Annotated in this window: 13 protein-coding genes; 9 read left to right on the top strand and 4 right to left on the bottom strand. The window is 38.8% G+C overall.

Features of this window, described 5'->3' with window-relative positions; all coding sequences use genetic code 11:
• Positions 1-3: 3 nt before the first annotated feature.
• A complete protein-coding gene (rplI, locus tag AC6I5C_RS10985; RefSeq protein WP_053975404.1) occupies positions 4-453 on the top strand; it encodes a 50S ribosomal protein L9 in 450 nt (149 codons plus the stop codon).
• 71 nt (positions 454-524) lie between these two features.
• Complete coding sequence (locus AC6I5C_RS10990) at positions 525-992, top strand: DUF6495 family protein (protein ID WP_053975403.1); 468 nt, start codon at positions 525-527, stop codon at positions 990-992.
• Between the two features lie 4 nt (positions 993-996).
• Here AC6I5C_RS10990 and AC6I5C_RS10995 read toward each other — a convergent pair whose 3' ends face one another.
• On the bottom strand, positions 997-2238 hold the full coding sequence (locus AC6I5C_RS10995) for an ABC transporter permease (protein WP_497905193.1): 1242 nt from the start codon (positions 2236-2238) through the stop codon (positions 997-999).
• 131 nt (positions 2239-2369) lie between these two features.
• Between AC6I5C_RS10995 and hisS the strand changes: the two genes are divergently transcribed.
• The gene (gene hisS, locus AC6I5C_RS11000) at positions 2370-3740 is read left to right on the top strand and encodes a histidine--tRNA ligase (protein WP_497905194.1); all 1371 of its coding nucleotides are present in this window, start codon (positions 2370-2372) and stop codon (positions 3738-3740) included.
• A 70-nt stretch (positions 3741-3810) separates the two neighbouring features.
• On the opposite strand, the gene AC6I5C_RS11005 is transcribed toward hisS, so the two are convergent.
• From AC6I5C_RS11005 to AC6I5C_RS11015, 3 genes are read right to left on the bottom strand one after another with little or no spacing between them, the layout of a single operon-like run.
• Entirely contained in the window at positions 3811-4449 is a 639-nt protein-coding gene (locus AC6I5C_RS11005) for an outer membrane beta-barrel protein (RefSeq protein ID WP_082331881.1), read from the bottom strand.
• 54 nt (positions 4450-4503) lie between these two features.
• Positions 4504-5457: a transketolase family protein gene (locus tag AC6I5C_RS11010; protein ID WP_076661913.1), complete on the bottom strand. Its 954-nt coding sequence runs from the start codon at positions 5455-5457 to the stop codon at positions 4504-4506.
• Between the two features lie 17 nt (positions 5458-5474).
• The gene (locus tag AC6I5C_RS11015; protein ID WP_053975399.1) at positions 5475-6320 is read right to left on the bottom strand and encodes a transketolase; all 846 of its coding nucleotides are present in this window, start codon (positions 6318-6320) and stop codon (positions 5475-5477) included.
• 249 nt (positions 6321-6569) lie between these two features.
• On the opposite strand from AC6I5C_RS11015, the gene tgt reads away from it, so the two are divergent.
• The 6 genes from tgt to AC6I5C_RS11045 all read left to right on the top strand — a co-directional run bounded on the left by tgt (position 6570) and on the right by AC6I5C_RS11045 (position 13713).
• The gene (gene tgt / locus AC6I5C_RS11020; RefSeq protein ID WP_076661911.1) at positions 6570-7700 is read left to right on the top strand and encodes a tRNA guanosine(34) transglycosylase Tgt; all 1131 of its coding nucleotides are present in this window, start codon (positions 6570-6572) and stop codon (positions 7698-7700) included.
• A gap of 4 nt (positions 7701-7704) precedes the next feature.
• Positions 7705-8781: an LptF/LptG family permease gene (locus tag AC6I5C_RS11025; RefSeq protein WP_497905195.1), complete on the top strand. Its 1077-nt coding sequence runs from the start codon at positions 7705-7707 to the stop codon at positions 8779-8781.
• On the top strand, positions 8768-9658 hold the full coding sequence (locus AC6I5C_RS11030) for a DMT family transporter (protein ID WP_053975396.1): 891 nt from the start codon (positions 8768-8770) through the stop codon (positions 9656-9658). The genes AC6I5C_RS11025 and AC6I5C_RS11030 overlap by 14 nt, the downstream gene beginning before the upstream one ends.
• 157 nt (positions 9659-9815) lie before the next feature.
• Positions 9816-10769: an acetyl-CoA carboxylase carboxyltransferase subunit alpha gene (locus AC6I5C_RS11035; protein WP_053975395.1), complete on the top strand. Its 954-nt coding sequence runs from the start codon at positions 9816-9818 to the stop codon at positions 10767-10769.
• Positions 10770-10940: 171 nt separating this feature from the next.
• On the top strand, positions 10941-12485 hold the full coding sequence (gene dnaB / locus AC6I5C_RS11040; RefSeq protein WP_053975394.1) for a replicative DNA helicase: 1545 nt from the start codon (positions 10941-10943) through the stop codon (positions 12483-12485).
• Positions 12486-12690: 205 nt separating this feature from the next.
• Positions 12691-13713 (top strand): AI-2E family transporter, encoded by a 1023-nt coding sequence (locus AC6I5C_RS11045; protein WP_497905196.1) that lies wholly within the window; start codon positions 12691-12693, stop codon positions 13711-13713.
• The last annotated feature ends 71 nt before the right edge of the window (positions 13714-13784 follow it).

The following is a 13784-nucleotide window of genomic DNA, read 5'->3' on the forward strand; positions in this document are numbered from 1 at the left end:
ACTATGGAACTTATATTAAGACAAGACGTTGAAAATTTAGGATTTAAAGACGATATTGTAACAGTTAAGAACGGTTATGGTAGAAACTTTTTGATTCCTCAAGGATTTGCTGTAATGGCTACAGCTTCTGCTAAAAAAGTATTGGCAGAGACTTTAAAGCAAAGAGCTTTTAAAGAAAAGAAAATTGTTGACGAGGCTACTAAAATTGCTGAGGCTTTGAAAGCTTTGGAAATCAAGATCGCTTCTAAGGCTGGTGCTGGAGATAAATTGTTTGGTTCTGTAACCAGCATTGATTTGGCTGATGCTTTACAAAAGGAAGGTCACACTATCGAGAAGAAATTCATCAATGTAATTGGTGGTTCTGTTAAGAGATTAGGAAAATACGAGGCAGTTGTAAGATTGCACCGTGAAGTGACTGTTGCTTTACCATTTGAAGTTATTGCTGAAGCATAATTCGCAACATCATATTACAAAAGAGCCTCAACCCTTTGGATTGAGGCTTTTTAATTATATAAAATTTACACATGAAATATTCTAGGCTTACCAAAGAGCAATTTGAAGAATTGCACAAAGAGTTTATCAATTTTTTGGCAACGCAATCCATTACGGCAGATGAATGGGCAGATATCAAAGCCAACAAACCCGAAGTAGCGGAACAGGAGCTTGATGTGTTCAGTGATTTGGTTTGGGAAGGTGTTTTGGGAAAGGTAGATTATTTAGAACATATTTCGCCCCAACAAATACACTTGTTCTATTTCACCGAAGAACACATGCAGCTTATTGCCATTCATCTTAAAAATGCCATTGATTTAACATCAAGGGATGGCTTTAATTGGTTGCGTGAAAACCTGATGGATGAGGACGTAGAGTTCTTAAATGCAAAAAAAGAGTATACTGAAGATAAGGCTTTAGATAAGTTTAAGCTCATCCAGCAAGGAGGGGTAATCACCAAAGGTGAACTTTATACCTATTTTGATAAGCTTATCAATTAATAGGCTACTCGTATCTTAAGGATTCAATAGGATCTAATTTGGCGGCTTTGATGGCGGGAAGCAATCCTGCCACAATAGCCACAACAAAGGCAATGGTAAAAGCCGAGAACATGGCCAGCCATGGAATGACAAAATCGAAGTCGGCTATCTTTGCAAAGGCAAACCCGATAATACTCCCTAGTATAATACCTACAATTCCACCCATTTGCCCAATAAGAATGGCTTCCATAAAAAACTGAAAAGCAATGGTTTTTCGCTTTGCTCCCAAGGCTTTTCTAACCCCTATTTCACGGGTGCGTTCCGTAACCGAAACAAACAAGATGTTCATTAAAGCTATGGATGAGCCAATGATGGTAATGATGCTAATCACCCAAGCAGCAATGTAGAGGTAAGTGGTCATGGAACCAATTCGGTTCAAAAGGTCGTCGCTACGTTCAATAGCAAAGTTGTCTTCTTCAACAGGGTTAAGTTTTCTAATATTTCTAAAGGTACTTACGGCATGGTCCTGTGCGCCTTCAAGCATGTCATTTTTATCGGTTTTTACACTTATGCTATAATTGATGTCAGCATTGGTAAACATACTTCTGGCTTTTTGCAGCGGAATGATCATCCTAAGATCCTGGTTGTTTCCAAAGGTGGACCCCTTAGATTTCAACACCCCAATTACCTTAAACTTTGCCCCGCGGACACTTAACACTTGATTGATGGGATTAATGTTGTCCAACAGTGCTTTTTTAAGGTCGCTTCCTATTACGCAGACACCATTATTGTTTTCAATGTCAAAAAAGTTGAAGTCTCTACCGTCTTCAATTTCAAGTCCCGAATTTTGGATAAACTGCTCATTGGCCCCAATTACGGCAACTTCGGGATCGGTTTTTTTGTTTTCATACTTTACTTCCGCGGAAGCAGTCCCGTAAAACGAAATAGAAGTTTGGGTATAGGGATAATTGTATTGGTCTTCAAAATCCTTGGCATTTCGATAGGTAATGATTGGGTTGTTTTTGGGACGTTCCCTTCTCCCGTGGCGTTCCACAGTAAACTTATAGCGTTGGATGTTGAAAGTATTGGCTCCCATAGAAGAAAAGTCGCTTGAAATGGTGTGTTCCAAATTGGAAACAGCGCTCAAAATACCCACCAAGGCCGTAATGCCAATGGCAATGATCAAAACAGTTAAAACAGTTCGTAATACTTGACTTTTTACGGAGTCTAGGGCGATTTTAAAATTTTCTTTAGCCAGTGAAAACATTCAAAAGGAATTCTATAATTGGTGTCTTTTTCTATAAGACTTTAAATACCCAATAAAGTTACTATAAAATCGAAATAACTTATGACTGCCAGTAAAAATTATAATATTTTTGTGGTTCAATAACGTTAGATATGGCAAAAAAACCAGGAATACCAAAAGGTACGAGAGATTTTGGCCCCATGGAGGTGGCAAAGCGAAATTATATTTTCAATACGATTAAAGCGAAATTTGAAGCCTTCGGGTTTCAACCTATAGAAACGCCAAGTTTTGAGAATTCGGAAACCTTAATGGGGAAATATGGTGATGAAGGTGACCGCCTTATTTTTAAGATTTTGAATTCTGGGGATTTTTTAGGAAAGGTAGACGATGCATTATATGCTGAAAAGGATTCCCAAAAAATGACCTCCAAAATTTCTGAAAAGGCCCTCCGTTATGACTTAACGGTGCCATTTGCCAGATATGTGGTACAGCACCAAAACGAAATTGAATTTCCGTTTAAGCGTTACCAGATCCAACCGGTTTGGAGAGCAGATAGACCGCAGAAGGGACGTTTTAGAGAATTTTATCAATGTGATGCGGATGTAGTGGGATCTAAATCCCTATGGCAGGAAGTGGAGTTTGTACAGTTGTACGATGCTGTATTTACAGCTTTGAAGTTGAAAGATGTGACCATAAAAATCAACAACCGAAAAATATTATCGGGTATTGCCGAAGTGATCGGGGCACATGATAAATTGATCGATTTTACAGTGGCCTTGGACAAGCTTGATAAAATAGGTGAGGAGAAAGTTAAGGAAGAAATGTTGGGTAAAGGGATTCCGCAAGAGGGGATTGACAAATTGCAACCCTTGTTTTCACTTTCTGGAACTTTTGAAGAGCAGGTGGCTGTCCTAGGTGAGATCTTAAATACTTCGGAAGATGGTAAAAAAGGCATCGAAGAATTACAGTTCATTGACAATGCCATTACCGAATTAGGATTGCAAACCGCCAAGTTGCAATTGGATGTGACTTTGGCTAGAGGTTTAAATTACTATACCGGGGCTATTTTTGAAGTGTCTGCGCCAAAAGGCGTTGCTATGGGCTCTATTGGTGGTGGAGGTCGCTATGATGACCTAACCGGAATTTTTGGGTTGAAAGATGTAAGTGGTGTTGGAATTAGTTTTGGATTGGACAGAATCTATTTGGTTTTGGAAGAATTGGATTTGTTCCCTCCAACCATTACCGAAAACATAAAAGTTTTGTTTATCAATTTTGGTGAAGCAGAAGCCTTAGGTTGTTTAAAGGCTATTAAGGAACTTCGTAAGCAAGGAATAGCCGCAGAAATGTATCCGGATGCCGCTAAAATGAAAAAACAAATGAACTTTGCCAATAAACGGGAAGTGCCGTTTGTTGTGATGGTAGGGGAGTCTGAATTGAATTCAAACACCTTTACCTTAAAAAACATGGCTACTGGAGAACAGCAAACCATATTCCTAGAAGAATTGGTGGGAAGACTTAAATAACAAAACCTTTATAAATTAAAAAAGCCCCGAGATTACTCGGGGCTTTTTTTATAATGTTGGTTACGGCGTATTATAGAAACAATGCCAAACTTAAGATGAATTGGTCAGGACGTGTATCGATACGGTCTTGTAAAATGCTAAGGTCATTGTTCAGAAATTTGGCTTCGTTGGAATTGAAACCTCTTTCGTACCTTAAATCAATACTCAACTTATCAATAGTGACACCCACACCAAAATTTAGTCCGGTTGTAAAGTCGTTTTCAATTTGGTCAATTGTGTTATCACCAAATTCAGTCTTTAAAATATATTGAAAAGACGGTCCTGCAAAAACATGCAATGGACCAACAACTCTAAACCCTAAAAGCATTGGGGCATCCAGTTTTTGAACTTTAAGGTCGTCGTTGTCGTATTCACTTTTGGTATTGGTATACACCAATTCCGGTCTAAAATACAAACGACCACCTATTTTTCCGAAGAGCCCAAAATGGAACCCGATATTTCTATCGGGAGATTTATAACTCACCGACGCAGCTTCAAAATATTCACCATTGGTACTGTAATTCAATCCTCCTTTTAGTCCATAACCAATTAAATCCTGTGCTTGAGCTTTATGGTTAAGGGCTGTTGTGAGTATGATGACACACAGTAGGCCAAAGGCTTTGCCGTAATTCTTATTTCTGGGTTTGAAAAGATCCTGTAACGTTTTCATAAATACTTTGTTTTAGATTTGGGTTATACCGTCTAAAACGTCAGGAAACAGTTATTATTTTCTTTTCATTACAGTTTGGGCAGCCTTCACGATAGCTTCAGCGTTCAATCCGTACTTGTCCATCAATTGAGCTGGAGTTCCAGATTCACCAAAAGTATCTTGAGTCGCTACAAATTCTTGAGGCGTTGGATTGTTTGTTGCCAAAACTCTAGCAACACTTTCTCCAAGACCACCAAGGTAATTGTGCTCTTCAGCAGTTACAATACAACCTGTCTTAGCAACAGAATCCAAAATAGCTTTCTCATCCAATGGTTTGATGGTGTGGATGTTGATAACCTCTGCAGAAATACCTTGCTCGTACAATGCTTTCGATGCTTCCAAAGCTTCCCATACCAAGTGACCAGTTGCTACGATGGTAACATCTGTTCCTTCGGTTAACTGAATCGCTTTCCCGATTTCAAATTTTTGATCGGCAGGCGTAAAGATTGGCACAGATGGACGTCCGAAACGTAAGTAAACTGGACCTTCATGTTCTGCGATAGCGATTGTAGCAGCTTTGGTTTGGTTGTAATCACAAGGATTGATCACCGTCATTCCAGGAAGCATTTTCATTAACCCGATATCTTCAAGTATTTGGTGGGTTGCACCATCTTCACCTAAAGTTAAACCGGCGTGAGAAGCACAGATTTTTACGTTTTTACCTGAATAGGCAATAGACTGACGGATTTGGTCATAAACACGACCTGTTGAGAAATTGGCGAAAGTTCCTGTGAAAGGAATTTTTCCTCCAATTGTCAAACCTGCAGCAATACCCATCATGTTGGCTTCAGCAATTCCAATTTGGAAAAAACGCTCTGGATTTTCCTTGATGAAATCACCCATTTTCAAAGATGGAGTCAAATCGGCACAAAGCGCTACAACATCAGGATTGGTACGTCCAAGTTCGGTTAAACCATCCCCAAATCCACTTCTAGTATCTTTCTTTTCTGTATATGTATATGTTTTCATTTTGTGTTGCGTTGTTATTAGTAATCTCCTAAGGTTTCAGGGTTTTGGCTTAATCCACTCTCCAATTGTGCGTCATTTGGAGCTTTACCATGCCATTCGTGAGTGTACATCATAAAGTCAACACCGTTACCCATAATGGTTTTTAACAAAACACAAACTGGTTTTCCTTGACCTGTTTTTGATTTGGCTTCAGCCATTCCTTTGATGATGGCTTCTACGTTATTTCCTTCTTCAATTTCAACAACAGTCCAACCAAATGCTTCAAACTTTTCACGGATGTTACCCATTGGCAATACCTCGTCTGTTGCACCGTCAATTTGTTGACCGTTCAAGTCTACTGTAGCAATAATGTTGTCTACTTTTTTAGCAGAGGCATACATGATAGCTTCCCAGTTTTGACCTTCTTGAAGCTCTCCGTCTCCATGCAAACTGTACACTAAGTGAGCGTCGTTATTCATTTTTTTGGCTTGTGCAGCACCAAGTGCTACAGACATACCTTGACCCAACGATCCAGAAGCAATTCTTACACCTGGTAACCCTTCGTGTGTAGTTGGGTGTCCCTGTAAGCGGGAATCAATTAATCGGAATGTGCTTAACTCCTCTACAGGGAAGTATCCTGCCCTGGCAAGTACACTGTAAAATACAGGTGAAATGTGTCCGTTTGACAAGAAGAAAAGGTCTTCACCTATTCCGTCCATATCAAAACCTTCCTTTCTATCCATGATCTCATTGTATAATGCTACCATAAATTCGGTACATCCCAAAGACCCCCCAGGGTGACCTGAGTTTACCTTGTGTACCATACGTAGAATATCTCTACGCACTTGAATTACTAAGTCTTCTAATTGCTGTGTGTTTGGCATCTTTAAAACGTATTTTTTAAAGGCGCTAAAATAAGGCTTTATAGGGCGTAAACAAAACGATTTCAGAGGTATTTTAGCCTCATTTTCAACATAGTTTTTAAAGTTTATTTTTAAATATCAGGAGAGATCGTGTTTAGTTAATTATCTTTGCGGATTGATACATTTTTTTAGTCTTGAAAACTTGATAGTTACGGATTCTATTTGGGATTTGGATACGGTTTTGGGCTGGTTAAAATTATACGCAGAAAGATGAAATTTGACTTAAAAGCGAAAGACCCACAAAGTAGTGCTAGAGCAGGGGTAATTACCACCGATCACGGTACTATTGAAACTCCCATTTTTATGCCCGTTGGAACAGTGGCCTCGGTAAAAGGAGTACACCAACGCGAATTGAAAGATGAAATCAACCCTGATATCATATTAGGAAATACCTATCACCTGTATTTGCGACCACAAACTTCCATTTTGGAAAAGGCAGGAGGATTGCACAAGTTCATGAATTGGGACAGAAATATTTTGACCGATTCTGGGGGGTATCAAGTGTATTCGCTTTCTGGGAATAGAAAAATCAAGGAAGAAGGGGTGAAGTTCAAGTCGCATATCGATGGTAGTTACCATACGTTTACTCCGGAAAATGTAATGGAAATCCAAAGAAGTATTGGGGCAGATATCATCATGGCTTTTGATGAATGTACGCCGTACCCATGCGATTATAACTACGCTAAGCGTTCCATGCACATGACCCACCGGTGGTTGGATAGATGTATCAATCATTTGGAAAAAGTACCGTTTAAATACGATTATAGTCAGGCGTTTTTCCCAATTGTTCAGGGGAGTACCTATAAAGATCTAAGAAAGCAATCTGCTGAATATATTGCCAATGCAGGCGCTGTTGGAAATGCCATTGGAGGATTGTCTGTAGGTGAGCCGGCAGAGGAAATGTATGCCATGACCGATGTGGTAACAGCCATTTTACCTGAGGATAAACCTCGTTATTTAATGGGAGTTGGGACACCTATCAATATTTTGGAAAATATTGCGTTAGGTATTGATATGTTTGACTGTGTAATGCCTACTAGAAATGCCCGTAACGGAATGTTGTTTACCGCCCACGGAACCATCAACATTAAAAACAAAAAGTGGGAAGATGACTTTTCGCCAATTGATGAAATGGGCATCACTTTTGTAGATACCGAATATAGTAAGGCTTATTTGCGTCACTTGTTCACTGTAAATGAGCTCTTAGGAAAACAAATTGCAACAATCCATAATCTAGGGTTCTATTTATGGTTGGTTAGAGAAGCAAGAAAACATATATTAGCGGGAGATTTTAGAACCTGGAAAGATATGATGGTTAAACAAATGGACAAGCGCTTATAAGCCTATGAAAATACTGGATTGGTACATACTTAAACGGTATTTGTTTACATTTTTAATGATGTTATTACTGTTTATCCCTATTGGAATTACAGTAAACTTAGCAGAGAAAATCGGAAAGATTTTAGAGAACGAAGTACCGTTTCCTGCCGTGGCACAGTACTATCTGGATTTTACTGTTTATTTCGCTAACCTGCTTTTTCCCTTGTTTTTGTTCTTGTCGGTGATTTGGTTTACCTCCAAATTGGCAAACAATACGGAGATTGTCGCTTTTTTGAGTTCCGGAGTGTCTTTTTCTAGATTCCTGAGGCCTTATATGATTGGAGCAAGTATTGTTGCTGCTTTTGCATTGCTGCTAGGGCTTTACTTAGCGCCTTTGGCTAGTAAGGGATACAATGAGTTCCGTTATAAATATTTAAAAAAGAACAGTAATGTTATCGAAACGCAGGATATCTATCGTCAGATCAATGACCATGATATTATTTATGTAAGCCGTTTTGACCCTAAAATGAAACGAGGGAACAAATTCACTTTGGAACATTACGATGGCAATAAGTTGGAGTATAAAATATTTGCTGACAACATCACTTATGTAGAGCAAGACACTACTTATAAGCTGACCAATTTTGTGAAACGGACTTTTGATGAAAATGACGAAGTCTTGGAAAGCATCCGAAGATATGATACCCTTTTTAAGTTCGATTTGGATGATCTTACCCCCGCCAATTATATGGCCGAGACCTTATTATATGGAGAGTTGACCCGATTTATCGAAAAGGAGAAAAAAAGAGGGTCTTCCAATATTGGGCGTTACGAAGTGGTGCAGTACAAAAAGTGGAGTTTGCCAGTTTCTGTATTCATTCTTACCATTATTGCAGTGTCGGTGTCTTCTATCAAGCGTAGGGGAGGAATGGGAGTCAATTTGGCCTTTGGAATTTCCATTGCCATGGTTTATGTGTTTTTCGATAAGGTATTTGGGGTCATGGCAGAGCAATCGGACTTTCCGCCATTGGTGGCCGTATGGTTTCCAAATGTAATCTTTGGTATGTTAGCGCTATACCTTCTGTACAATGCCAAACGCTAAGCTAAAACACTATCTGCAGTTACACTTTTTGGTTTTTATTGCAGGATTTACCGCTATTCTTGGAGAATTAATTTCGGTAGGTGCCATGGACTTGGTATGGTACCGTATGGTCATTGCCAGTATTTTGATATTTGGATATATGAAGTACAAAAAGCTGGGGATGCGACTTAGGCCAAAAGTCCTACTCCAATTTGTACTGGCCGGAATTATTATCGCCCTGCATTGGATTACCTTTTTTGAAGCCATCAACCAATCCAATGTGTCCATTACCTTGGCCATGTTTTCTACCGGCGCTTTTTTTGCCTCTTTTATTGAGCCAATTATTTATAAAAGACGCATTGTTTGGTATGAAATTATCTTTGGATTAATAGTTGTTTTAGGCGTGTTTTTAATCTCGAGAGGTGAACTTCATTATATCAACGGAATGATATTGGGAGTTATTTCGGCTTTATTATCATCACTTTTTTCAGTGTTGAACGGGGTTTATATCAAGCAATACGATGCAACCATCATTTCATTTTATGAGTTTATAAGTGGTGTATTGTTTTTAAGTGTCTTCATGTTGTTTAAGGGAGGCTTTAATGCCCAATTCTTTCAAATTTCATGGATGGACTTTCTTTACCTATTTATTCTCGGATCAATTTGTTCTGCTTACGCTTTTATTGAAGCGGTAAAAGTGATGAAGTATATTAGTCCTTATACCGTAATTCTATCCTATAATCTAGAGCCTGTTTACGGTATTGTTTTGGCGATTCTTTTATTTCCTGAAACAGAAATCATGGGAGCCAATTTTTATTACGGCGTATTTTTAGTGTTGGGGACCTTAATCTTGGAAGCCATTTTAAAACAGCGCAAAGCAAACAAAATAAAACGCTAATTAATTGGTAAAACCCGTTAAAGTTTTTCTATTCTTCTTCAATATATTTAATTTTGCGCCGTCATAAGACACGAAGCTACATTTCGCATTTTTTCATGAGTTAAAAACGAAAAATTATGTAGGTTTGTACGCTAACTAAAATTAAACTTAAGTTTCAATGGAATATTTAGAATTTGAACTTCCAATTAAAGAACTTCAAGACCAACTGCAAAAATGTCAACTTATAGGCGAGGAGAGCGAAGTGGATGTTAGTGAGACCTGTAAGAAGATTGAAAAGAAATTAGAAGAGACTAAAAAAGATATCTATAAACACTTGACGCCTTGGCAACGTGTACAGTTGTCCCGTCACCCAGACAGACCTTATACCCTAGATTATATCAAAGCCCTTTGCGGGGACACGTTTTTAGAGCTTCACGGTGATAGAAATGTAAAGGACGATAAGGCCATGATTGGTGGATTGGGTAAAATTGGCGATCAAACTTATATGTTCGTAGGACAGCAAAAAGGGTACAATACCAAAACAAGACAGTACCGTAATTTTGGAATGTCCAATCCAGAAGGATACCGTAAGGCTTTGCGTTTAATGAAGTCTGCTGAGAAATTTGGTATTCCTGTAGTCACCTTTGTAGATACGCCAGGTGCTTATCCAGGATTGGAAGCCGAAGAGCGTGGACAAGGTGAAGCCATTGCAAGAAATATTTTTGAAATGACCAGACTTCAAGTGCCAATCATCACCGTTATTATTGGTGAAGGTGCTTCGGGAGGAGCGTTGGGTATTGGTGTAGGAGACCGTGTATTGATGTTGGAAAACACATGGTATTCGGTAATCTCTCCAGAATCTTGTTCTTCTATCTTATGGAGAAGCTGGGAATACAAGGAGCAGGCGGCTGAAGCATTAAAGCTTACCGCTCCAGATATGAAGAAACAAAAATTGGTAGACGATATTATAAAAGAGCCTCTTGGAGGTGCCCATACCGATCGTGAAGGAGCCTTTTTGGCGGTTAAAAATGCCATTGAGAAAAATTACGACGAGCTCAAAAACTTATCACCAAAAGATTTGGTAAATGAGCGTATGGACAAATACATCAATATGGGTGTGTTTAAAGGGTAAATAACTCATTTTTAAAGCTTTAATTAAAAACTGAAGTGGATAACTTCAGTTTTTTTTGGCACTATTAACAATTTTTTTAACTTATTAACAGTTAGATTGTTAATGGATTGTTAAGATTGATATCGCCATTTTTTTTAATCTTTCATATCATTTTATTTACATTCGTGATATATGAAACAACCAAGCCCAATACAAGGATACAGAGTCGATAAGAGTACATTAATTAGCCTAGAAAAGGGAAAAATCCCACCTCAAGCCACAGATTTGGAAGAGGTCGTACTCGGAGCCATGATGATAGATAAGAAAGGTGTCGACGAAGTTATCGACATCCTTAGCCCCGATGCTTTTTACAAGGAAGCTCACAAGCATATTTTTGAATCTATTTTCAAACTATTTGAAAACAGTGAGCCAATTGACCTTTTAACGGTGTCAACACAGTTAAAGAAAGACGGGAAGCTTGAGTTGATAGGTGGTGACTTTTATTTAATTTCCTTGACCCAAAGGGTGTCGTCTTCGGCGCATATCGAATTCCATGCGCGTATCATCCTTCAGAAATTCATTCAACGTAGTTTGATTAAAATTTCAAACGAAATTATTGAAGAAGCCTACGATGAAACAAAGGATGTATTCGACCTCTTGGACCATGCCGAAGCAAAACTTTATGAGGTAACTCAAGGGAACGTTAAAAAGTCCACTGAGTCTGCCCAAAGTTTGGTAATCCAGGCGAAGAAAAAAATTGAAGAGATTTCCAACAGGGAAGGGTTGAGTGGTATTCCAACAGGATTTACAAAGTTGGATAAACTGACCTCTGGATGGCAGCCTTCCGATTTGATTATTGTGGCAGCACGTCCTGGTATGGGTAAAACGGCCTTAACCTTGACAATGGCAAGAAACATTGCTGTAGATGGGAATATGCCCGTTGCCTTCTTCTCTTTGGAGATGTCCTCCGTGCAGTTGATTACGCGTTTGATTTCGAGTGAAACTGGATTGTCTTCGGAGAAATTGAGAACGGGTAAATTGGAGAAGCACGAATGGGAACAATTGAACGTAAAAGTGAAGTCTTTGGAACAAGCGCCACTATACATAGATGATACACCATCGCTTTCCATTTTCGATTTGCGAGCAAAAGCCAGACGTTTGGCATCCCAATACGGCATTAAAATGATCATGATCGATTACCTTCAGTTGATGACAGCTGGAGGAAGCCAAAAGGGAGGTGGAAACCGTGAGCAGGAAATCTCGATGATTTCGCGTAACCTTAAGGCCTTGGCAAAGGAATTGAACGTTCCTGTAATCGCACTGTCGCAGCTGTCGCGTGCGGTTGAGACCCGTGGAGGAAGTAAGCGTCCGTTACTATCGGATCTTCGTGAATCTGGAGCGATCGAGCAGGATGCGGATATCGTAGCATTTATCTATAGACCGGAATACTATAAAATTGAAGAGTGGGATGATGAAGAGCGTTCACCAACCGAAGGACAAGGGGAGTTTATCATAGCAAAACACAGGAATGGTGGTTTGGAAAATATCCGTCTGAAGTTCCTTGGACACTTAGGTAAATTTGACAACCTGGATGAATTTGATACACCATTTGGGGAATTCCATAGTAAAATGAATGATGGGGGAGATGATAACTTTAGCCCAAGTAACTTTACACCATCGGCACATGATGCCTTTGGAGCGCCGGAACTACCGGACGACAACGATGTGCCTTTTTAATTAATTGATAGAGTTTTTACTCATTTTGAAGATGTGAAGAAACAGGAGCTAAGGTTCCTGTTTTTTTATGGGAAAAATTTAGGAGATTAATTTCATCAAAGTCTTGTGAGTAGTACAATTTTAACCTTTGTTGGAGCTACTATTTTAAAGGCAATCCAAACAATTTGATGTAACTTTGCGCTCATTAAAAAGAAAAATTGCCAGCATGATCAATCAAACCCGTACCACCAACATGTTATTGCTAATTATAGTAATTCCATTAGTGTTTTATTTATTGAAAACCTTGTCGTTTATCTTTATTCCATTGGTGTTTTCAATGTTTATAGCCCTTTTGTTTTTGCCATTAATGCGTTGGTTGGGAAAACGAAACATTCCTAAAATGGCAAGTATTGTCATTGTGATTTTGTTGATTGTTTTAGGATTATGGGTAGGTGTAGAGTTGGTAAAATTGTCCAGTCAGCAAATTATGGCCACCAAAAGTGAGTTTTTTGATAAGGCTGAAGTAAAACTTCTCAACCTAAAAAGCTATCTCACCACAACTTTTGGTGTAGAATTCAAAGAAAATGAAAACGTCCTAGCCCAATTTCTGCAAAAAGAGAATTTGGGAACTACCTTCGATTTTATTAGAAAATTAGCTACTTCTATATTGATGACCGCTTTTTTTGTGGTATTGTGGTTGGCAGAATCCATCAATATGCACCAACTGTTGAATACCACCATTCTAAAACAGCGCCACACATCGGTAAAGACATTTATCAAAATTGAAAAGGACTTGATAAAATTTATCAAGGTGAAGTTTTTGGTAAGCTTGCTTACAGGAATTGGAACTGGCTTGGCCTGTGTAGTTTTTGATGTAAGTTTCCCTATATTCTGGGGTTTATTTGCCTTTGCTATTAACTTCGTGCAAATGGTTGGGTCCTTTATTGCCGTGATTTCATTGGCAATTTTCGCCTTTGTTGAATTGGAGCCAAGCAGCACTTTGTTCTTTTTTGTATTATCCATAACTGGAGTTCAGGTATTGTTCGGTGCCATTATGGAGCCTATTTTTATGGGGAAATCCTTTTCCATCAATATTATTACGGTATTGGTAATGCTAATGCTTTGGGGGTACATCTGGGGAATTCCAGGCTTGATTATGGCCATTCCTATAACTGTTTTCATGAAAATTATCTTGGAACAGTTCCCAAATACCAAGCGTATTGCCAATCTACTTTCGGGGACAACCTAGGCGACAGGACACAGTTTGTTGGCTTAATATTTCCTTAAAGCTTTTTATGAAAGGCTAATTTTTAAGTATCT

Source organism: Mangrovimonas sp. sgz306409 (genome assembly GCF_059735265.1).